We start from the raw sequence: 21,547 nt of genomic DNA, 5'->3' as shown, positions 1-21,547 counted from the left end.
CCTCAGATCACATGCAGCATGAGCGCCTTGCGCGTTTCAGCCAGGGTTTCCGTCGCCATGCGCACCCCGGCCTCGGTCTCTAGCTGCGTCTTCTGTTTCTCCAACCGGTCGGCGTAACCATGTGGCGTCGTCTTGAACCAGTCGCAGGCGACCGAGACCCCTGTCACGGAAAAGCGCCACAGTTTGTCAGCGTCACGGACGATCCGGTCATTGAGATGGCGCGGGTCAGGCCGGGTATCGTGCCCGTCGATGATCTCGCAAACCTGGGCGATGACCGCCGCCTCCCAGCCGGTGTCTTCCAGCACCTCGGTTGCCATCCGAACCCCTTCGGCTTCGTGCAGATAGCGTACATCTGACTGGAGCATGTTGGGGCCGGAAAAACCCTTTTCGATGATGTCTTCCATATCGATCGCATACCAGCCGATGTCGTGGAGCAGGATCGCGAGCGAACAGACATCGCGATCCGCCTCGGGATATTCGGCAAGCAGCTTTTGCGCCCAGGCGAAAGAAAGAGGGATATGAACGTCGTTTTTTCGGGCTCGCATATAGCGTTCTGCCGCTCGCCAAACGGCATCGTACCGGCTCAGGTCGGTGGGTTTATCGAGCATCGGAACCTCGGTGTCAGTTCGGGTTCGGGGGCCAGCGAAGTTAATAGTTCTCCTGGCCCCCGAAATCGTTCAGTCCAAAAGCGTCACTTTGCCGGTGTTGCCATCGACCCGAAGCTTCTGCCCGGTCTTGATCACGGACGACCCGTTGCCTGTCCCGGTCACGGCCGGAAGCCCGTATTCGCGGCAGACGATGGCCGCATGGCTCATCATCCCGCCGATATCGGTGACCGTAGCCTTGATCTTGCCGAAGACCGGCGCCCAGCTTGGAGCCGTAACCGGCGTCACGAGGATTTCGCCCTCCTGGATTTCATCAAGCTGATCGGGGCTGCGCACCACGCGGGCGATGCCCTCGACCGCACCAGGGCTGGCCGCCATGCCCTTCAACCCGTCTTCGGCATCGCCACCACCGACCCAGTTCTGGATCGATTCCGACGTGATGCCCCAAAGCATGATGGTGAAGGGTTCGGTGATGACCTCCGGCGGGTTGTTCAGCGCCGGCTGCGGCGGCTGGGTCGAGAGCGCATCGATGATGCCACGGCGGCGTTCGATTTCCTGCGGCCAATAACTCGGCCCGATCCATTCGCCGCCCGTGGCCCAGGCATTGCCATAGTCGAACAGAACATCGCGCACTTCCTGACGGCTCAGATAGAACATGCCGTCCTCGGTCGGCCAGAAGCCCTCTTCCATCAGGAGTTTGCTCAACGCACGCATCTTTTTCCAGAACACGCACATCGACCAGTGTTCGATGTAGAAATTGTGGTTCTCCACATAGGGGAAGACGACGCGGGCAAGTCCAAGCTTCTCGGCAAAAACGCCGCGAGCTTCCTCGTCCATCATCGCCTCGTATTCGCCGGTGATCCGGTCGCGTTCAGCCACCAGCTTTTCGGTCGGCCGCTCGATGGTCTCGCCGGCCTCGGCGCGGATGATGTAGTCGCGCAGATAGCCCATGGGGATATCGAGATGTTCGATCCAGTACTTGTCGGTCGAATAGAACCCGTTGCCGGAAGTAAAGTTGAACCACGGGTCTTTCGCGGCCTCCCAGGCATCGAGCCAGAGCTGACCTTTGGCGGCTTTGGCCACCGCCGCAAGAGCCTCGTCGACCGTGCCAGACTTCAGTGCATCGGCAACGCCCAGTTCGATGGCCAGACGCGCGAGCTTCTTCAGCTCGTCGTCGGGACGGAACAGATCGCTATCGACCCCCTGCACCATCTTGGCGATGGCCTGATCGGGAATGGTCGGGAACTGGCCCTTCATGAAGCCGAAGAAGTCGAGATAGGCGGCATAGCCGAGATTGAGGAACTCGAAATGGTACTGCCAGGTCTTGTAGAGCAGCTGGATGGCGGCATCGTAGCTGGCCATCATATCGAGATGCGGATCGGCACCGCGCCCTTCGGTGATCCAGTCGATATGCACCGTCTCGGGCAGCTTCTCGAAATTCAGCGCTTCCATGTCGGCGATGTTCGCCTTGACCTTCTTGTGCCAATTCTCGAGCAGGCTGTCCCAGTTCTGGAAATAGTGGCCCGCACGTTCGAGGAACTGCGGAATACGGCCCTCGATCAGTTCGGGCGCCACCGCGATCGGCGACATGTAACAATAGCCGTTGTGAATGCGGTAATCGACACCGTTTGCCGGCGGCACAAGATAGTGGCGGGTATTATACTGCCCGAGGCAGCGAACCGCATACTCCACCGTCACCGCATCGAAGGGTTTGAACGGGTTCGGCCAGTGCTGGCTGTCGCAGAACCAGAATTTCGCGTCTTCCTTTTCGCGCAGGTTGGGCTGGAACGTCAGATAATACGGATACAGTTCTTCCCAACCCTCAGCGCCTTGCGGAGCCTTGACGTCATAGGCGCTGGGAAACAGCGGGGTTTGTTGGTCCATTCAGGTTACTCCTCCCTAGAATACCGAGTGTTTTTGTTGGTGCTGTATTGGGCCCGGCGATCAACTGCCGGAGCCAATTGGGTTGTTCAAAGCACCGACGATACCCATCATGCCGGTGGCATAGCTTGCTTTCGGTTTTTCGGCGGGTTTGCGCGACCAGACAGTTTCGGGCCGCGCCTGCAAGGCCAGAAGGTTCTCGCCTTCCGGCAGATCGGCGTCGATAGCCCATTCCACATCCTGCGGGCAGCCTTTGATGCGCTCCAGATCCTTGGCAAGCTTGGCCACCGCGATGATCTCGGCATCGGACAGGCATTGCGCGGTGCGGCGCGGGCCCTCAATCTCGCGCTCAACAGTGGTGCGGGCGGCGGGATCGGGCAAGAGTTCGAGATGCTTGTCAGAGATCTTGCGATCCACGATTTCCATCAGCACCTTTTCGACCGAGTAATTGTCCGGCGTCACGATCCCGGACACCACCATTTCGCCCAACCCATAGGATGCGTCGATCACGATCCGCGTACGATCGCCATTGACCGGATCAAGCGTCATTGCCACACCGGCGGCGCGGGCGTTCACCATCTTCTGCACGGCAACGCTCATCAGCACCTCGATCTGACCGAGCTCGTGTTTGTGCCGATAAGCCATGGCCCGGGCGGTGAACAGAGAAGCCCAGCAATCGCGGACCTTCTCGACCACGGCATCGGCGCCGGTGACCCAGAGGTAAGTGTCCTGCTGTCCGGCGAAACTCGCATCCGGCAAGTCCTCGGCGGTGGCTGACGAACGTACCGCGACCGGCATATCCTCCCCCAATGTGGCATATTCAGACCGGATCGCGGCTTCGACCGCGGGAGGCAGCGGATGCGAACGGAAGCGGATCTGGATCGCCTGTGCGGCGCGTTCCTGATCGGTGACATCGTCGAAATCGAGCCGGGCCAGTTGGGCTTCGATTTCAGCGCGCAATCCGGTCTCGTTCAACATCGCCTCATAGGCCTCCGTCGTGACCGCGTAACCCGGCGGCACCGCCACCCCCGCTTGGGTCATATCGCCCAGCGAGGCGCATTTGCCGCCCACACGCCCATGATCCGCTGCCGTGATCCGGTCGAAAGGCAGGATGAACTTCATATCTGTCATGCTCACGCTCCCCATTGGACATCGACCCGTGCCGGCACTCGGAACGAGATGTTGTGGAGGAAGGTGATCTCCTGCCCTTCCTTGAGGCGCATCTCCGGGAAGCGCCTTGTCAGCTCACGCAGCATGATGCCGAACTCGAGCTTTGCGAGTTGGGAGCCGATGCAAAAGTGAATACCGAAACCGAAACTGAGGTGAGTACGTGCGTTCTTGCGTGTCACATCGAACTGGCACCCGTTCTCGAACACAGCCTCGTCGCGGTTGGCCGAGCCCATGATCAGCAGGATGTCGGAGCCTTTCGGCACGGCCACACCACCGATTTCGGTGTCCTTTTTCGCCCTACGACGCCAGGCGACGATAGAGGGCGAATAGCGCAGCACCTCTTCAGTCGCAGAGGGGATCAGGGATGGATCAGCACAGATCGCATCCCATTGATCGCGATTGTTCATCAGGGAAATTACGGCGTTTGCCATCAGGGTCGTAGTCGTCTCGTGCCCAGCAAAGAGCACGGAATACATCACGCCAGCGATTTCCTCGTCAGTAATCTCAGCGCCCTCGGCCTGAAGCCGAACCAGGTCCGATGGAAGGTCGTCACCCGGCACTTCCTTGCGCGCTGCGACCAAGGCCCGGCAATAGGCCCAGTATTCAACCATCTTGTGCGCATGCGGGATTTGTTCCTCGTCGGTGAGGTTGCCCCATGTCAGGAGTGCGCGGCTCACCGCCCAGTCCTTAACCTTCGGCACATCCGCATCGGGGATGCCCATCAAGGTAAAGAGCACCAGCGCAGGCACCTCATAGGCGACTTCGCGGAAGAAATCGCAGCCACCCTGCGGCGCGACCTTGTTCAGTTGGCGGTCGATGATCGCCTCGATCTTCGGCTCGATCGACTTGAACCGGCGCGGACCGAAACAACCCTGCACGATCTTGCGAATACGTGTGTGATCGGGGGGCACGCGGGCCGAAAGCCCGGAATAAGCAGTAAAGCCGCCCTCTTTCATGATGCGCTTGCCCTCTTCGCACATCGGGCGCATCGGCGCCTGGGCATTTTCCGAGGAAAAAGTCTCCCAGTCGTCGAACACCGCTTTCACGTCCGCATGACGGGTCACGACAAAGTAGCCGGTGGGTTCGTGGAAAAAGACGGGCTGCTCTTCGCGCAGCTGTTCCCATGTGTCGAATGGGGCGTTCAGATCGAACGGATCGAATCCGTCGTCTCTGCGGGCGATTTCCGCAACGCTCATCGCAAGTCCTCCCATGATGTGCGCTATGATGTGCTTTCAACGTGCAGAATAGCAGTCGAGCTTTGGTTTTTCTTTGGTTATCTCGTTGGCGCTCAATTTACTGAAATTCATACATTTTCCAAAGACCTGAAGGTAGGATGGGCGGAGATTCTCGCACAGTCTCGAACGTCTCCGCCGCATTTCGGAAACCCGCCTTTCTAAAAGCCGGAGGCATGGACAACGCCGAATCGATGCCCGGCCGGATGGTTCAAGGACAGCTGCCACGCTTGGAGTGTACCGATGGCACGACCTACCAATTCTTGGGGAACATCGTGGTCAGATAGGACTTCAGGGCAGCACATTTGCTGCGAGTGGAACCAGGACTGAGCAACGGGATGCTGATAGAGGCGACTAATGATGTCGAGCACGGCAGAACGCAGCACCTACCTGCTATTTTACCAATGAATGAAATATCTTAGTCAGTTCCGCGCTGCGTGGACGATCATCGAACCGCGAAAGTGACTCGGAGTAGAGCGCATATTGTCGCTCAATGGCTTCGCGGCGTCCCTGCGCCGCGAAAGCCAACATTGCCTCCTCATGCGCAAATTCTGCGAGTGGATCAACCTTCAGCGCTTTCTGGCAATGGCTTAAGGCTGCCGAGTATTCAGCTCGTTCACGGTATATGCGTGCTGCGTCGCGCTGGACCTTGAGATACATGTCGCGCAGCCAGTAACGGCGCGTCCAACACCAGTCGCGTTCCTGATCGTCGACATATTCTGACGGAATGTCTTCGAAGAGATCGCCGGTATAGAGGCGGTCCGCTGCCCGCAAGCAAACCAGAGCTTCATCGAAATCCCGCGCCTTTAGATGGCTTTGCGATTGCCGACACAGCTGTTCGAACGCCGAAATATCCAGCCAGCTTCGATCCGGAGGTGAAAGCACATAGCTGGTACCGTCGCGAAGCACGTAGCTCGTACTCTTGTTCCCCTCAGGCCCCTGCAACGCCTGGCGAAGCCCGCGAACCGTATGATACAGTCGGTTACGCGCTGCCTCGGCACTTTCTGCTTCGGGCCAAAGAAGGTCGGCAAGATCGTCCGTGCGTGCGCCTTTGCCCCCCTGCTGCAGAAGATATGCGAATAGCGTTTTGGTTTTCATTGTGGCTCCGCCGGGAATGGCCCATTCGACCTGGCTGCCATTCGCGCGGTATATCCGTAGTCGCCCAAAACAGCGGATCTTCCAACGCTCACGAAGGTCTTCGCCCGGAATCGCCGGTTCGTCCGCCCCTCGGTTGAGAAGCCACATCGGATCGGCTCCTTCGGCCGCGTGTCGGTCGGCATTTGGGTTGTCTCGAATGAGGCTGGGCGCGATGCCGCCAAGCCAGAAGTTGACCTGCTCGCGCAGCGTCCCCTTTGCGTAGAGCGGCGGCGGCAGCCAGTGAGGATTGGGCACGATCCCCTCTGGCGCAAGCACTGCCGGATGGCCGCGCAGCGCCGCCAAAAGGTGCTCGTCGATCAACAAACTTCGGTTGTAGAGTGAGATGATCGGGCGATCGAACCTCTCAGCCAGCGTCTGTGCGACCGCCATCCAGCCTTCGAAATTCGCCGTAGCAGACGCTGTCTGAAGCCCCCATTCCATATCGACGGTCAATGCCGTTCCCCCGGGCGTTTCAAGCAATCTCTTGCCGAGTTCTTTCTCGATCATCGAGAAAGAAACGGGAACCCGGTCAAAGCCGAGTTCTCCGGCCAAAACCTGCTCCGGCCGGAAACCGTCAATCTTCGCAATCCGTCCAGTTCGTGTCAGGGGCACGGGCCCGACGTGAAGAACGCCAGTTATGTGAAGATGGGTTTTGGCCAGCCGAACGGTGCTTCGCAAAAGCGCGTTCTGCTTCGCACCGAAGAAGGCGAAGCTCTTTGCCGTTGCATGTATTTGTTTTGCGGCTGCCATACAGTATCAAATCAATCGAGCTCGCTTAAGACAAGCATGGCATCTTCTTCGATACAGAGACATGGGCCCAGCCTGGGCGACTGGGCCCATGGCAGTCAAAAGCGATGAACCCAACCCGCATGGAGAATGAGCGGGTCCAGATCGATCTTCGCATCGACCGGCGCACCACCGAGAGCAACCGCGTTGCCCGTAGCCTTCGTGTTCACGAAGACCTTGTTGGCCGAAAAGAAAAAGCCATTGCTATCGTCTACCATGTAATCGAAGCCGAGCCGCAGAACGCCTCCGAAGGCACTGTCAGCCTTTAAGTTGGAGATCCCGCTGTCCTTGGTATCGAACACCATAGTGTAGTTGATGCCCGCCCCGATGAAGGGTTGGAATTTTCCTTTCGTCGGTATGTGGTAGTTGGCTGCCACGATCAATGGGCCATAGGTGACCTTTCCGACCGTTACTCCGTTCAACGGTCCGGTGCCTTTGATCGTTGTGGTTGGGGGAATGCCGCCAATTGCGATGACTGAAAAATCCTCGGTGAAACGATATCCGAGACCAAAACCGAGCGTGACATTGTCGGACAATGTTGTACTGGCACCCGGGATCGTACTGCCTCCGGCGGAAATACTGGCACCCTCTGAGAAGGCGACGCCGGCGGGTCCAAGCTGAAGATACCATCCGATCTTACTGTCATCTGCGACAGCCGGGGGCGCGATCGCCAGCGCCGACAAGGTAAGTGCCAATGTTCTAAGTTTCATCACTTTCATTCCTCCCTAAATTATTGGAATTGCAGCAAGGTGTTGGTGCGGTCGACGCTGCGCGGCCACGTCGAAAGCCCGCTCTCGATCCCGGTGGATACGCCCGGGCAAGCTGGTTATGGGCTATGCGGTGTTGCGTCATGGCACGGCGCGTTTCGTGGACGTCCTGCGTCAAGACGAGATCGGAAAGAGGCCGTGAAGAGCAGAGCAGGACGAAGCCAGCCGCGGCATCTTCCGGGTAATTCGTGAGCGCGGCAGAGCGGTCGACCTGACCGTCGACCAACAGTGCGGCGCAAGCCAAACACCAGCCCTGCTCGCAAATGAACGGACTCTCAATACCCGCATCCTGCATTGCGTAGAGCAGGTACTCGTCCGAAGGCGCGTCCAAGGAAAACACGCCCTCGGGCCGCTTCAAGGTCACCCGAAAATACTGAGGTTCAGGTTTGCCCATCGCGTTCGTCACCAACGGGTATCGGGGAGAATTACATCCCCGATCCTTCCCATTGCGTAGGCATGAGCGGCGCTTGCGATACGGCAGACAACGGCAAGCTCCGCGGGATCGCGCGGCGCATAGACGACAAGGCTCTGCGGAGGCACAGCTCCGGCCATATATCGGGCAAAGGGATGAACCGTGGCCCAGCCGTGGTTTACGATCTTTTGCGCCCATTCCGGGCGCAGGCTCAGGTGCATCGCACCCGTCGGCTGAAGCGATAGCCAGCAATTGCCAGTGATGAAGGCTTCGGGCTGTCCACGAGCAAGATCGTCGTTCAGGGCAAAGCCGATACCGGGCGCGTCGAATGGGCTAGCACAGGCTGACACGCCGGAAAATTCGAGAACAGCTAGCTCAAGGGCATCGCGTAGAGACTGGTCAGAGGTTTGCTCCAATTGCTGGCATGGCCATCTGGGCTCGATGCGTGGCCTTGCATCTGTGCGGCGCACAAGTCGTTTTAGACCTGGCGGGAAAGGCACACCGGAACCCGCGTTGGTTCGCTGTCTAGCCGAAACTGTCATAGCGAACCCGGGTAATCGGTACACCGGCCTCCTTTAGATGAGCCTTGACCGCATTGACCATTACCGGTGGCCCGGCCACGTAGAATTCGGTTTCGGCCGGGTCGTGGCGCGTTTCGGCAATGGCCTCGGTCGCCCGGCCGGAAGACACTGCCGGTTGGCCTGTGCAGTCCTCGGCGTAGAGTCGGCAACTCGCTCCAGCCACACGATCGACAGCATCAGATAACTCAGCACTTGCCGCGAGATCCTCCGGGCGGCGAGCGCAGTAAATAACATCCACGGGGGCAGCGAAGTCGACGCCTTCCCGCGCCACCTGACGCACCAGAGCAAGGATCGGTGAAATTCCGGTGCCCCCGGCTATGAACACCTTACGCCCCGGACTCCGATTCAGTGTGCAGGTGCCAAATGGCGCCTCCAGCGTCAGCCGGTCACCCGTGGCCATGGCAGCAAGTGCCTCTGATCCGGAGCCACCAGAATAGCGCTTGGAAATGACCTGCAACACTCCCTCGCCCGGGAGGTTGCACATCGAGTAGGCCCGCCTGAGACCCGGCCCGAGGTGAAGGATCGCGTATTGGCCTGGCAGAAAGTCGATGTCTTCTTCCGCACGAAATGTGAAGCGCCGAATCTCTGGTGCTAGGTCTTCTACCGACACCAATTCAGTTTCGAATAAGCGGTCTGGAACGGGAAGCTGCGGAGGGGCCGCCGGCGAGAGGCGAATGGTGAGATCGCTTCGGGCCATGGATTGGCATGCTACGATACGCCCGGTCCGCACATCCCGAGGGTTGATCGCCGGAGCATCCGGAAACAACAGTTCGGTATCGCCCGAGACCAGCGTAACCTTGCAGGTGCCGCAGCTACCCCAACCACATTCGTGCGGGAATGCGACCCCGGCGCGCCGTGCGGCTTCAAGGAGCGTTTCTTCCGGTTGGGCGTCAAAGCTCGGCCCATCCGGCACGATGGTGACGGTGTAGCTCATCGGAGTGTCCTGAATTTGACGGCCGGCGGCGATGCCGCCGGCCCAGCGGCTCAAAGCCCGCAGGAGGAGATCAGTTCGCTCTGCGCCGCCAGTGTCCGCTCCACGATTGCGTCGGCGCTATCCGCTCCTTGCGCTTGCGCGAACCCTTCAGCAATCCCACGCGCGGCTTTCTCGCCCAATGGCTGCCAACGTGAAGCGAGCGAACGCAGCAGCTCCGCATTCCCATCGCCACATTCGACCGCATATTGGACAAAGCCTTGAGTGTTTGCGACGGCATATGCCTCGTCATAGGTACGGAAATCGTCGTGAAGCATTGTCAGAAGACGATCGTCGTTGGCTTCGGCAATGCGGGCAAACTCCGTGTTGAACAGATGATCGAAGATCGGCCGCAGCACGAGTTGGCGCGATGCGAAGGCCTCGCCGAAGTCATAGGCGCAAAGCTGTTTCTCGATCAGTTCCCGCAGGCCCTGCCAGGTGGCACCGCCAGTCCATGTGGCACGGGTGCGATTGCTGTCCGCCAGTTCCGGCCGCTCGGTATCCATCGCCAGAACCTGCGCCAGATAGGCCTGGCGTTGGACACGGCGCATTTCGTTGGCCATCTGGAAGTAGAATGTGTTGGTGACGAAGGCCGAGGGGGCCATCTGGCCGATATAGACGGCACTCATCTGCTGGGCGTGGCCTGCGAAGCGGACCGGCAGATAAAATTCTCCGAGGAAATCCAGCCAGGCCGGGGCAAGGCTCGCATAGTGGTTGCGCGTCTCGAATTCGTCGATCAGGTTGTCGCAATAGACCTCGCGGTCCTTCTGATCTTCGACATAGCGGCGGTAGGTATAGGCGCGTGTATCGCGGTAGCCTTCCCAATCCTCGACCGCCGCGACCAATGCGGAGCCCTCACGGTTCGTCTTGTAGAAGACGTTGATACCCCACTCCTCCGACAGTTCGAAGGGAGCCGGTTCGTTCCGGAAATGGTTGTGAAACTTGTAGGTGACGGCCTCATATTCCGAGGGCACCCGCCTCTCGTTCCAAAGGCTCCACGGCTGTTTGCGTTTGCGTGTTTTTGAATTTGCGATCATTTCTGTATTTCCTCCCTGGCCCTTGGCCGTCTTGTCAACGAAGGGCCCATTCCCAGCGGTCGTCCATGGTATTGAGCCTGCCTGCGAACGAGACGAGGCTCGGCTCAAGCTCCGAGAGCCGGAATGGGCGACCCAGCATTTCGATCAAGCTCTTCTCGGTCAGAACCATTGCCTGTTCGGCCTGCACCCGCACGTAGCCGGAGCGATCTTCGACGAGGATCTCGCGGTCCGGATTGTCTTGCTCGGCAGCGCCGATCACCGCATCGATGATGTCGTCATCAATGCCGCGAATGATCGGCCCTACAAGTTTCTTTGGTTGTTGTTCTGCCATGTTGGTTCTCCTCAGGCGTCCTCAGATTCGTGGCGCAGACGGCGAAGGCGACCGTCGGTCGGCACGCCGACCAGAACGTTTTCACCTTCGAGTTTCACTTCGTACTGAAACAGGCGGCAGCCGCTGGGATTGATGCCCTTGCCGCAATCCATGTCGAACTGCCATTCATGTGCAGAGCAGGTGATTGTTCCGGCCTCAAAGTCGATATCACCGTCGGCCAACAGGATTTCCTGGTGCGGACACATGCCCTGAAAGGCCCGAAGCTCACCTCCTTCACGATGAAGAATGATTACGACCTCGCCCTCGATCTCGACGTCGACGAAGTCGCCTTCCCACAGATCGTCGAGCGTGGTCGCTGGAACCCAGTTCAAGTCATTCGACATAGCCAGCCTCGATGTAGTCCATCACGCCGATGCCACTCTCGGCAAAGCTCATGTCGGCGGGCAGTTGCTTGTCATTGAACCAGACGGCAATCGGCGCATCGCGCTCTTTGACGCGCAGGCCGACGGCGTGATGAGCGACCTTGGCGGCGACTGCGGCCATGTCGTCGCCATCGTCCACAGGTACGAGCTGTGTCAGAAAATCGCCTCGGAAGGCCGCCATCAAAGGGATCATCGCCATGTGTTCCTCCAAATCTCCAGGGTCCGGGCAGACACACCGCTCCGCTCGGCGACGCGAGTGCCTGCTTGGACTGTCTTTATGTTTCGCGGTTTACTCCGCCGCGTGACGCATTTGCTGCGCCCAGGCGTAGTTGTCGGCATCGTTGCCCGCGACATCGGGCGTGATCCCCATATATTGCAGTGCGCCTTCGAGGTTCGGCGGCTGGATATGCCCGGCTAGGAAACGGTCGATGATGTTGAGATGCGTGTCGTAGCGTTCGGGCTGGCTCTGCCAGACCCACTGGCACATCTCGCTGCAGAAGGTCACCTTGCGACCGTTGTGCACATGGCTGAACGGTTTCTTGCCTGCATGGGTGCCGGTGACCGGCAGTTGGCAGCCGTTGCACACCATCGGCAGCGTCTCGGGATAGGTCTTCTCGATCCTGCCAGCCCGAACGTTCTCGGTGATCACGTCCCAGTATTTGCCGAAGCTGTCATTCCAGCCCGGGTATTTCTCTTCCAGCCAATCCCGCTCGTCGGGCGACACACCGGCATCGGGGTTCCACCACACCGTCGGACGCCAGAACCACACGCCGAGGTGCTGGGCATGGTGATACCAGTCGAGTTCAGGCAGGAAATGCTCCTCCCAGTACCAGGGCAGATCCATGCCGAGATCCTTGAACTGGTCGACGAACTGGCGGACGATCCACTCGGTCATAAACTCCTTGAAGCTCATGGTGCGGTTCTCGAGCGGCGTGTAGTAGTCCATCGAGAACCCGGTCAGCAGACCGAAGATGCGCCACGACCGCCAGAACATCTGATCGACCAGCTTTTGCGCCTCTTCCTTCCGGCCGTTCTCGACCATGATCTTGAGCGTCGGCTCGCCCTGTTGCGAATGGCGGGCCTCGTCGGTCTGGATCGAGGAAATCAGCGCCCCGAACTCGACGTCGCCCACATGCAGCGCATCGGCCGACATGCCGAGGAACTGGAGGTTGGTGAAGCCGGTTTCGAAGGTGAAGGTCAGCTGGATCGCCGTGGAAACCGCATCGTTGGCGGTAAACATATCATCGAAGAGGCTCCGCGCAGCGATCGCGGCCCACTCGTTGGTGTGGACGGTCTTGTGCGCCCAGTCCATCTGCGGGTCCTTGTCAGTCAGACAGTAGGGGAAGTAGATCTGCGCCTGGCCATGACGGCATTCGTCAAGTGTGCCGAAGCTTGCCATGTTGCGCCAAGCGGCAGCCCGGCCAAAACGCGCCATCCGCGCCTCGCCAATCGATGCCAGATACTCCGGCACCGGTATTGCGCCGTAGTGAGCTTTCACCGCCGACTTCCAACCTTCGTCGAGATTGTCGTACATGTTCGAGCGAGCGATGGTCGAGCGGATCGAATAGATGCCCGCGTCCTTGCCGGCCTGGTTGTGAACGTATTCGCGATAGGTCAGCTTGTAAGGCTCATCCCAACCCCACCACTTTTCGTTCTCGATGCCGAAACTCTTGGACAGGGCCTCGGGGAAAGCATCTTCCTCGGGCACATAGGTGAAAGCCCAATTCATGTCCCTGGCGATGTCGTAGTAATCGTGGCGTTGCAGCTTCGGCATGGACAAATCTCCCAGTTGGTGCCTTGACGATCCCCGTGCCAACCATGTCCGATGGTCGGGGAAAAACTCTGGGAGGCCGATTTGCTTGCTTTCCGGTAAGCCGCCAATGTATAGCTGTTGACGTCCAACCAAGACCGAACATTGCGCCCCTCCTCCCGTTAGGCGCTCTGTCAAGTTCCACACTTTCCGTGCAGCTTGGGAATCACGTTAGTGGGCCAATCTTTGGTTTTCCTTTGGTTCTTTCTGAACGAAAAACCCTCTAATTTTCAGCTCGATATCTAGTAGCCTCTCATAGAACCCAAGGGGGTCGCGGTCCGGCTTGCCCGGTGTCAACCTTGCAATGGCAAGATTGGAGCGATTGGCAGAAAGCAATCCAAGATCGTTGGGAGCCCTCGGCGCTTCCGATCTGTTCAAGCTGAAATTCCAAGACTCGGATGCCCTCGCTTCCAGCCCAACCAGTCTCAGCCTGAAGGCTGATTGGGAAGAGAAAGCGCATCAGTAAGCCTTTAGAGACCGAGCCCGAGCTTGCGCCCGAAGCTCCAGTCGATGCCACCGCTGCTTCTTGCCACGCCCGAGATATGCTGCCCGAGCTTCTGCTCGATCTCGCGTGACCAGGGCACGAGTTGGAAACCGTGGCCACCATCCGGACCGATACCCTCGATCATCGCGTAGCGGCCCGACGACAGCGTGAGCCGCCGCCGATAGGTGCCGGCAACATGCTCCCCAACCTGTGCAGGGCGATGCGGCAGGCCGGTCTCGGAGGAGAGACCTTCCGCCACCGCATCAAGTTCACGACGACGCAGTGTTGCGAGCAGGTTGCGCTGCAGCACAAGACGCTGGTTCTGCCGATGCGCAAGGCCCTCTCCCACCAGGTGCTCCGCCCTTGCCTCCAAGGCATCGCGGACCTCGCGCCCAAACCCGCCGGTCGATAGTGGCATCCGCTCCCGCTCCACCAGCCGGTGATCAAGCCAGGTCGCACCCGGGGCGGAAACCTGGCTTTGCAGATCGAGATCGGACCGGTTGGCGAGTATCAGGCTCGGGCGCACGTCATCCGCGCCTCCAAAACGGCGGAGCTCGACAATGCCACCTTCGGGAGGGGCATCGTCGAAGGCATTGAGGCCCCGGAACCGAACATGATGGGCACGGCCATCGGTGCTATCGACTACGGCATAGGCTTCGCCCGTCAGTTCGTTGTGCAACCCCTTCTCGACCAAGCGCCCGACAATCGGTCCATCCGGTGCGTCGCCTACGATCGCGAAGTCGGTGATCCCACGATCCTGCCCCCGTTCTGAGAACGCCTTGTGCATTGTCTTGATGATGTCGCCCCGCGTTCCGAGATCGCGTAGCGTACGTTCTGCCTCGAGCCCAACCATCCATTCGCCAGGACCGCCTTCGAAGGCCAAACCGAGTTTGCGCAGGTGCTGGAGGCGACCGATCATCAGGCGGCGGAGTTCGGGATCACGCAGTCCTTTTGCCTCGGGGCGCAGGTCGATCAGGCCGAGTTCGTCGGCGCGAAAGCGGATCTCGCGATCGATCCGCGTCCAGCGTTCTGCCGTGACTTCCCGTTCGAGCGCGTTTCGGATTTCATGCTCCGGCTTCGGCCCAAGCTCCAGTGAGACCAGGTCCTCGGCCCGCGAGCGCAAACCCGAACTGATATAGTCGCGCGAGATCACCAGATCGGCGCCGGTCTCGTCGACGCCGCGGACAAGCAGGTGAACATGTGGATTATTCGTATTCCAGTGATCGACGGCGAGCCAGTCGAGCTTCGTACCGAGATCGGCTTCCATCTGCCGCATGAGATCGCGGGTGAACGCCTTGAGATCCTGCATTTCGGCAGCGTCTTCCGGAGAAACTATGAAGCGGAAATGGTGACGATCCTCTTCGCACCGCCTGGCGAACCCAGAATCGTCGGCCCGATCGGTCTCGGCTCCGAAAGGCACACCCTTCTCTCCGTCCCGACTGACACCTTCGCGTTTGAGATAGGACAGATGCCTGGCGAGCGGTGCGGAGCGATAGGCGCGGCCCTTGTGACGCGCAATCCTGGCCGTCACGGTGACGCGGCGGGCGGGCGAGAAGAGCCTGCATCTCCCGAAGCGGCTTTGGCCGCGACCGAAGGTGGAACCGCCGGGGGAGCCGGCGGTGCTGCGATGCGGCCTTACGTGGCCGGACTTCTGGGCGGCGCGGAGCACCTTACCAACGAAACCCTTGCTGCGCGGTGCACGGGTAGAACGAGACTTACCGGGGCGGATGCGGAATTCGCGTTCGGAATCACTCACGAGCCCCCTCTCCGGCGGCGTAATTCACCACTGTGCATATCGAAGCGTTGAAAACGCTGACAAAAACCGGGCAACTTGCCCGCGACCACCGCGTATGCACAGGAAAGGCCAAGCCTCACCAGAGGCTTACGGCGTTCGTGGCAGGCGCTTTTATCTTGCCCTCCTTCCTTCGCGACCCGCTTTCCCGCCCGCCTCTTCGCCGAGGCTATCCGCAGGTCCGCCAATCCACACCAAGCTACGGGGACGCTCATGGCACGTCCTCGCCGCCCGATCGAGGCGCGAATATCTCGCGTGGAATGCCTGGGCTATGCGCGGCGCGCGGCGGCGGTGCTGTGGAACTACCATCGTCTTGCACGATTTCTGCAATTGCGCCGCCAACGAAAAGACCGGCATCGCGCCAGTCCGCGGGCCGACTGGCCGCCAAGACCGTGGCCCGCTCGCCAAGAAGCGGAACCAGTGTCGCAACATAGGCGCGGGTTTCCGCAGGCAACGGACGACCGCTCTCCAGATAGGCATCGTAGCGTGCGGGGCCGGCATTATAGGCCGCAAGCATCGCGGCGATGTTACCGTAGCGGTCGAACATTTCGCGCAGATAGGCGGTGCCGGCAAGCACGTTGTCACGCGGCGAGAACGGATCGGTTCCGAGCCGATGACGCAGACGCAAGCCCGTCCAGGTCTCCGGCATGATCTGCATCAACCCCATGGCACCGGCGGAGGAGACCGCACGCGGATTTCCCGCGCTTTCGACGCTCATCACGGCGCGAATCCAGTGCTCGGGAATGCCGAAACGCTGCGAGGCTGCAGTGATCTGCCGGGCATAAGGTGTGGTTTCGGTCTGCCCGGCAGGCGCGGCGTGCTGCGCCAGACTGGGCTCTGGCAGCACGAGGCAGAGCAGCAAGCCGGAAAGGAGAAAGGAAAGGATGCGGCGGGCACCGTGTGGGTGCCCGGCCGCGGACCGGCTTTGCCGTTGCGGGATGCGCAGCATGGTTCAGTCCTTTCCGTCGCGCTTGGGCGGACGGTTCCATTGCAGCGACCAGGATTTGCTCTGTGCACCGTTCTGGAAGAGATTGGCGCGGATCGGATGGGCGAGCATCGGATCGTCGATCAGCACCGAAAGGTATTCGCCGGCCTTTTCGCCGGTGCGGCTCCAGGCCGCGCCGATCTCGCGCGCGTGTTCCTCGGTGCCGTGATGCAGACGGTAGTCCGGCGCGTTCTCGGTTTCCGTTTCCTCGGCGGGCGTGATGGCCACTTCAAGGTCCAGTGTGAGGGTTCTGATACGGCCGGAAAAGCCGATGCTGTTGCGGGTAAATTCACCGATCTGTGGCATGGGGTCGTTCCTTTCTGCTAAGGTCAGTTGCTGGGTTTGCGGGCGATAACGGCGCGCCCGCGCGCCATTCGAAATCTCCGTTGCCCTCTTCATCGGTCCAGAGAGGTGAGAGCTGGGCGGTGATCGTCGAGAGCGGGAGCGGCCCGAAATACCGTCCGTCGAGGCTGTCGGGCGTGTCCCAGTTCATGAGAAAAACTTCGCCTTCGGCGAGGACATGACAGCCCTGCCAGCTCGGCAAATCCCGGCCAAGGCGGTCTTGCGCAAGTGCCGTGCCGTAGGAAAGATCGTACGCGATGATTTCCAGCCCTGTCCGGCATACCTCTGTGCCGGGGAGCGCAAGCACACGCTTGATGAGGAGAACCCCGAGGGGCAGATAGCCCCGCTCTGCAAGGAAGACCGCGAGCGGATCCAGCGGGGCGACGGCCACGAGATCACCGACCGCGACATGCCCCACTGGACGCATCGTATAGAGGCCTATGGGTACGCTCGCGGACGCGTTCCAGATGACGCGCGGCAACCAGGAAAAACGCAGTGGCAAAGCGACAAGAGCCACGGCCAGCGTGGTTGTCCATAGCAGAGCAGAACGGGCGGTCATGACAGAACCTTCCGCCGCTTGAGCCAGGCGTTGTGCTGAAGACGTGTGTAGGGATGTGGTTCCTGGCTGACGCTCAAACGGTTGTGGAGGTGCCGCCAATAGTCCGGCGAGACATCCGCGGGATCGATAGCAAGCGCCTCGACCGCGTCGATGCATTGCAGCACGCGTTCGACCTTGGGCCACCCATGGATGTGCAGGAGCAGCTCACCGCCAGGCGTGACGAAAGGCAGAGTCTGGAATGCGACACCAGGACCAATCGCACTGACGATATCGAGACGCGAAACCACGGTACCGTACGCGTTGGAGGCCCATCGCACGAATGCGAAGATCGAGCCGGGTGCAAAGCCGAGGAGCCGGGTCTGGCGATCGAGATACCGTCCGCAAACCGGTCGGCCGAACCGCACCCAGTTTTCGATTTCGCCCTCCCGCCAGGTCAGTTCGACCAAGGTCAGATCGCGGGGAATGTCGCCCGGCAACGCTCGTGTGGCGCGTGGCCGATGCAGATTGGAAGTCATTTGCTCTCTCCTTCGTCCTGGGGGAATTCGCGAGCGAGCAGGTCGCGCAACATGTCGGCGACGGTTACACCGCGCCGGAAGGCGGCAATCTTGATCGCGACACGTCGTTCGGGGGTAACGTCGATGGTGAGACGTGCGGTGAAGTCCGGTCGAGCAGGCTTGCCGGTCTTGTCTTTGCCATCGCGGATCCATCGCTCGGGATCGACCGGTCGGGTGGTGAAGCGCCGCACCGTCGGTCGATCCGTCATGATGACGCCCTCGCGTTGGGGAGGCGGTCGATCTCCGATGCAAGGGCGGCGATTTCATCTGTTGCGGGCGTTGCAGCTTTGAGTTCACCAACCAGGCGACCGGTTTGTGCAGCACTCGCAAAAGCGATGCGCTGACCGATCGTGGTGGTAAGGGCCGGCGGATCATGGTCTGCGAACGTCTCAGCGGTTTCCCGTTCAAGGACCGTGCGCGTGGCGCAACGGTTCAGGACGAAGCGGGAGATCAAGCCTGGACGGTAAATCCGCGCCTCGGCGACAAGCGCGAGTATTTCGGCCGAGGCCCAACCATCGAAGGGCGATGCTTGGACGGAGATCAGCACAAGATCGGTAGCCAACAGGGCAGAGCGCATTAGGCCTGGCACGCGGAGTGGGCCATCGATCACCACATGATCGACATGTTGCGCCAGCTCGGGCGCTTCACGATACACAGTATCGCGCGCCAGCCCGACCACACCAAAACGCCTTGGCAATCCTTCACGATCTCGCTGCTCGGACCAGTCGGGAGCAGAGCCTTGCGGGTCGGCGTCGATCAGGATGACACGGCTGCCTCTCCTGTCCCATTCTCCGGCAAGATTGAGCGCCAGGGTGGTCTTGCCAACACCACCCTTCTGATTGAGAAACGCCACGATCATCGCTTGCCCTCCGAGCGGGAGTTCGGGGGCACGTCGTCGGAGGCGATGTCCGCGTTGACGGGGTTTGATTGAGCTTCACTGCGCGCGTCATCAGCAGCTGTAGTGGGGTGGCCTGTGGGATTTTCCCCAGCAAGCGCGGTGCAACAAAAGTTAGAGTCTTTGTTAGAATCTAAGTTAAGGGCGCGATTTTCTGTTTTTTGTCCGGGCATTAACCCCGGTTTGGGTTCCCGATAGCACGATACCCCGGTTCCCGATAGCACGACACCTTGGGTTCCTGATGGCACGAGGCCATTCACAGCTTGTCCACAGGCTGGCGATGGTTCGAAAGCCAGCAATGTGCGGCCTCCGGATTCAACCTCCAGAAACAGGCGGTAACCGGGCAGCGGCTGGCGGCGGATGATAGCGCGGAGTTCAAAGGAGAAGCGTTTGAACGGCGAAAGAACGCCGGATTTGAGGTAGAGGTGGCGGAAGTCGAAGCGCCACCCGTCCCGCTGACGGCCACCGTGTTTACGCACCAGCCGGTAGAGCCAGCGGTCGAGACCGCCTGTCAGATCGAAATAGGCCCGGTCGATCGTGAGAACGAGCGCGTCATCCAGAACCGCGCGATAGAACCAATCCGGCACAATCAGCTCAATCCCGTCCGGGCGGCCATGCGCGTCGGTGCGCTCCTGCCATTCGTTGATCCAGGAGAAACGGTGGCGCCCGCCCTCGGTCGGATGCCGGATCGAAGTCATAACGGTGGTGGATTGCAGCCGGTCTAGGGAGGCCTTCAGGCGCATGTAGTCACGGGCGGAGGTACCGCGACCGATGAAGGTCAGGATTTCGTAGGGTGTGGCGGCTATGAGGCGCGAGGTACGCAAGCCCCCGTCGCGCGCCTCTACGATCTGGCTTGCGGCCCAGATCAGGATATCCGCGTCCCAGATCGTGGCCATACCGTGATCGGGGACAGCTTCCACCCGGATCGAGACGCCACCGGCGACGAAGTCGATGGGTGCGACACGATGGGATTTGGAAAGGGAGAAGAAGGGATAGGACATCAGATCCTGTGCATCTCTCGGCGCGAAATCCCCCGGGAGCGCCCGGAACAGATCGAGCTGTCCGCGCTCCGAGCGTGCCTTGCGCCATCTTGCCATGACTGAAACCGCCCGCGATCAACGTGCATATCGGCCAGGTTGCGGACGGTCGGGCGGGCTCTGCCGCTTCGCCGGGAGCACGCGGCCACCGCGCGGGTCGGTGGTCGAGGTCACAGCCCCGCGTGCAACCCAAGCCTCCAGATCCTCGATGGAATAGACTACCCTGCCGCCGAGTTTGTGATAGGCCGGTCCGGTCCCGTAGGTGCGGTGTTTTTCCAGGGTGCGGGCCGAAAGGGAGAGAAATTCGGCGGCTTCCTTGGTGCGCAAGTAGCGTGGTGGGAGTGCTGCGAGATCGGGTCGCATGGTTCGGGCCTCCGTCTGTTCGGTGAGGCCGCCGGTCATCGGCGGCTGACGGAGATCAGGATGGCGAAGGAGAAACGGCGTGATGCAGGGGGAATTCAGGAGGTATCGGATTCCCACACCGGGACGATACGCATCGAATTGTCGAGGGTGCCCTTCGAGCCGCGCTGCATTTTCCCGTGTTGAAACACTACACCCGCACGGCGCTGATCAATTGGTGTACGCAATCGGGTTCAGCCCTGTCGTCGCAGGACCTGCCGAAATGCCCGGCCAGGCGGCCTATGTGCGGGCCGCCAAACGATCACGAGCGTCGAAAAGCTGCTGCCGGACGGATGACGGCAGGTAGATATTTTGCACCACCCAGTCGACCAGCTCTACGATCTCAGCTGCGTGCTGCCCGCTCACACCACCTCGATCCGCCTGAAGAATACGACGGCCAAGAACGGGATTTAGCGACGAGCTTCCACAGCGAAGCTCGCCATGCTCATAGTCGGGTGCGAAAATCAGGTTATGGTTGAGCGCGGCATGGCGAAGCTCTTCTGGGGCCCGATGGTCCGTGAGTTTCTGCCAACGCGAGCCCGCCATATGTGGCATGAAGCCCGGCTGCCTACCGAGTTGGTCGCGAAATGTGATCTGCGGTTGTCCGAGCCTCACGTTCCCGAACAGGTAGCTGCCAAGCGGACAGCATAAGCGACGGATAGCGAACACCACGCGGTCGAGCTTGTAGAGGTCTTCCCGATGGAGGGTGTGCCCATAGATCTGGTAGCGGTTATGCGCATCGCCGTTCGCGGAAATCCGGCCGACAAACTCTCCCGTCGTTTCGACGCGCCAGTGCATGTCGATTTCTGTCGGTTGAATCAGGAGATCCGGAAGCAGATCACCTGCCAGCGCTGCAACCTCGGGGTAAAGGCTGGACAGATCGTGGCCGAAAGGACGCTGCCCCGGGGCGGAACTGATCGTAGAGCGACCGTTCATGAGAAGGACCGCCTTCATCAGCTTTTCCAGGCAATGTGTGGCGTTCCAGAGGAAGTCGAGGGCCAGGCCCTGCTGAAAACACCAGCGTGCGACGACGTAGTTCTGGTCGGCTGAATCGACGAACATGTCGTAAGTGATATTGTTGCGAAGGGCCTGCTGCTGCGTTATTTCAGTCATTCCAGATCAATACAGGCCTTCGTTCCGCGAGCAAGAGGGGCAGCGATAGTTCCCCCTTATATCGTCCAAGTACCTGACGCACTCGTGGCTTCGCGTCCGCAATCGCAGCAGCTTGATTTCGGCTTTCGGCGGGCAAGGTCTGATGCAGAAATTCGATTCATCTGTGTCTCCGTTGCTGCAGACGACTTGAATGCCATGGGAGAGGCCCGACGGAAGTCGGTCGAAAGCCTGCTTCGACAGTATTTT

At 60.2% G+C, this 21,547-nt stretch carries 24 protein-coding genes; all 24 read right to left on the bottom strand.

Annotated elements, in window-relative coordinates; translation table 11 throughout:
* Positions 1–2 precede the first annotated feature (2 nt).
* The 24 genes from CVM52_RS06220 to CVM52_RS06105 all read right to left on the bottom strand — a co-directional run bounded on the left by CVM52_RS06220 (position 3) and on the right by CVM52_RS06105 (position 21,301).
* Positions 3–608: an HD domain-containing protein gene (locus CVM52_RS06220; protein WP_100161642.1), complete on the bottom strand. Its 606-nt coding sequence runs from the start codon at positions 606–608 to the stop codon at positions 3–5.
* Between the two features lie 69 nt (positions 609–677).
* Positions 678–2,489 carry a PEP-utilizing enzyme gene (locus CVM52_RS06215; RefSeq protein ID WP_100161641.1) on the bottom strand — a complete coding sequence of 604 codons (1,812 nt, stop codon included), beginning with the start codon at positions 2,487–2,489 and terminating at the stop codon, positions 678–680.
* Between the two features lie 60 nt (positions 2,490–2,549).
* On the bottom strand, positions 2,550–3,617 hold the full coding sequence (locus CVM52_RS06210) for a PEP/pyruvate-binding domain-containing protein (protein ID WP_205964896.1): 1,068 nt from the start codon (positions 3,615–3,617) through the stop codon (positions 2,550–2,552).
* Positions 3,618–3,619: 2 nt separating this feature from the next.
* A complete protein-coding gene (locus CVM52_RS06205; protein ID WP_100161639.1) occupies positions 3,620–4,852 on the bottom strand; it encodes a cytochrome P450 in 1,233 nt (410 codons plus the stop codon).
* A 429-nt stretch (positions 4,853–5,281) separates the two neighbouring features.
* Positions 5,282–6,775, bottom strand: coding sequence for an AfsR/SARP family transcriptional regulator (locus tag CVM52_RS06200; RefSeq protein WP_100161638.1), 1,494 nt, complete (start codon positions 6,773–6,775; stop codon positions 5,282–5,284).
* Positions 6,776–6,870: 95 nt separating this feature from the next.
* Positions 6,871–7,521, bottom strand: coding sequence for an OmpW/AlkL family protein (locus tag CVM52_RS06195; protein WP_172720923.1), 651 nt, complete (start codon positions 7,519–7,521; stop codon positions 6,871–6,873).
* Positions 7,511–7,984, bottom strand: coding sequence for a 2Fe-2S iron-sulfur cluster binding domain-containing protein (locus tag CVM52_RS06190; RefSeq protein WP_205964895.1), 474 nt, complete (start codon positions 7,982–7,984; stop codon positions 7,511–7,513). The genes CVM52_RS06195 and CVM52_RS06190 overlap by 11 nt, the downstream gene beginning before the upstream one ends.
* Positions 7,981–8,406 (bottom strand): luciferase domain-containing protein, encoded by a 426-nt coding sequence (locus tag CVM52_RS06185; protein WP_205964894.1) that lies wholly within the window; start codon positions 8,404–8,406, stop codon positions 7,981–7,983. The genes CVM52_RS06190 and CVM52_RS06185 overlap by 4 nt, the downstream gene beginning before the upstream one ends.
* Positions 8,407–8,515: 109 nt before the next feature.
* Positions 8,516–9,505: a 2Fe-2S iron-sulfur cluster binding domain-containing protein gene (locus CVM52_RS06180; RefSeq protein ID WP_100161634.1), complete on the bottom strand. Its 990-nt coding sequence runs from the start codon at positions 9,503–9,505 to the stop codon at positions 8,516–8,518.
* A 50-nt stretch (positions 9,506–9,555) separates the two neighbouring features.
* Entirely contained in the window at positions 9,556–10,578 is a 1,023-nt protein-coding gene (locus CVM52_RS06175; protein ID WP_100161633.1) for a ferritin family protein, read from the bottom strand.
* 34 nt (positions 10,579–10,612) lie between these two features.
* Positions 10,613–10,909, bottom strand: a complete 297-nt coding sequence (locus CVM52_RS06170) for an MmoB/DmpM family protein (protein ID WP_100161632.1) — start codon at positions 10,907–10,909, stop codon at positions 10,613–10,615.
* 11 nt (positions 10,910–10,920) lie between these two features.
* Complete coding sequence (locus CVM52_RS06165; protein WP_100161631.1) at positions 10,921–11,292, bottom strand: monooxygenase system ferredoxin subunit; 372 nt, start codon at positions 11,290–11,292, stop codon at positions 10,921–10,923.
* Positions 11,282–11,530: a toluene-4-monooxygenase system B family protein gene (locus CVM52_RS06160; protein ID WP_100161630.1), complete on the bottom strand. Its 249-nt coding sequence runs from the start codon at positions 11,528–11,530 to the stop codon at positions 11,282–11,284. Before CVM52_RS06160 ends, CVM52_RS06165 begins: the two co-directional genes overlap by 11 nt.
* Before the next feature lie 90 nt (positions 11,531–11,620).
* Positions 11,621–13,105 (bottom strand): aromatic/alkene/methane monooxygenase hydroxylase/oxygenase subunit alpha, encoded by a 1,485-nt coding sequence (locus tag CVM52_RS06155; protein ID WP_100161629.1) that lies wholly within the window; start codon positions 13,103–13,105, stop codon positions 11,621–11,623.
* 506 nt (positions 13,106–13,611) lie between these two features.
* Positions 13,612–15,381, bottom strand: coding sequence for a relaxase/mobilization nuclease domain-containing protein (locus tag CVM52_RS06150; RefSeq protein ID WP_100161628.1), 1,770 nt, complete (start codon positions 15,379–15,381; stop codon positions 13,612–13,614).
* Positions 15,382–15,628: 247 nt separating this feature from the next.
* Positions 15,629–16,366 (bottom strand): lytic transglycosylase domain-containing protein, encoded by a 738-nt coding sequence (locus CVM52_RS06145; RefSeq protein ID WP_100161627.1) that lies wholly within the window; start codon positions 16,364–16,366, stop codon positions 15,629–15,631.
* A gap of 3 nt (positions 16,367–16,369) precedes the next feature.
* On the bottom strand, positions 16,370–16,708 hold the full coding sequence (locus CVM52_RS06140; protein ID WP_100161626.1) for a DUF736 domain-containing protein: 339 nt from the start codon (positions 16,706–16,708) through the stop codon (positions 16,370–16,372).
* On the bottom strand, positions 16,692–17,303 hold the full coding sequence (locus CVM52_RS06135; RefSeq protein WP_100161625.1) for a S26 family signal peptidase: 612 nt from the start codon (positions 17,301–17,303) through the stop codon (positions 16,692–16,694). The genes CVM52_RS06140 and CVM52_RS06135 overlap by 17 nt, the downstream gene beginning before the upstream one ends.
* Positions 17,300–17,818, bottom strand: a complete 519-nt coding sequence (locus tag CVM52_RS06130; RefSeq protein ID WP_100161624.1) for a DUF2840 domain-containing protein — start codon at positions 17,816–17,818, stop codon at positions 17,300–17,302. The genes CVM52_RS06135 and CVM52_RS06130 overlap by 4 nt, the downstream gene beginning before the upstream one ends.
* Positions 17,815–18,066, bottom strand: a complete 252-nt coding sequence (locus CVM52_RS06125; protein WP_100161623.1) for a hypothetical protein — start codon at positions 18,064–18,066, stop codon at positions 17,815–17,817. Before CVM52_RS06125 ends, CVM52_RS06130 begins: the two co-directional genes overlap by 4 nt.
* Positions 18,063–18,716: a ParA family partition ATPase gene (gene parA, locus CVM52_RS06120; protein WP_100161622.1), complete on the bottom strand. Its 654-nt coding sequence runs from the start codon at positions 18,714–18,716 to the stop codon at positions 18,063–18,065. The genes CVM52_RS06125 and parA overlap by 4 nt, the downstream gene beginning before the upstream one ends.
* A complete protein-coding gene (locus tag CVM52_RS06115; protein ID WP_240620876.1) occupies positions 18,713–19,753 on the bottom strand; it encodes a replication initiator protein A in 1,041 nt (346 codons plus the stop codon). The genes parA and CVM52_RS06115 overlap by 4 nt, the downstream gene beginning before the upstream one ends.
* A 114-nt stretch (positions 19,754–19,867) precedes the next feature.
* Entirely contained in the window at positions 19,868–20,152 is a 285-nt protein-coding gene (locus CVM52_RS06110; protein ID WP_100161674.1) for a helix-turn-helix transcriptional regulator, read from the bottom strand.
* Between the two features lie 276 nt (positions 20,153–20,428).
* Positions 20,429–21,301, bottom strand: coding sequence for a hypothetical protein (locus CVM52_RS06105; RefSeq protein ID WP_100161620.1), 873 nt, complete (start codon positions 21,299–21,301; stop codon positions 20,429–20,431).
* Positions 21,302–21,547: the final 246 nt, after the last annotated feature.

This window comes from Pseudooceanicola lipolyticus (assembly GCF_002786325.1).
In the GTDB taxonomy this organism is placed as follows: Bacteria; Pseudomonadota; Alphaproteobacteria; order Rhodobacterales; family Rhodobacteraceae; genus Pseudooceanicola_C; species Pseudooceanicola_C lipolyticus.
This window is presented reverse-complemented; position numbering and strand designations above follow the sequence as displayed.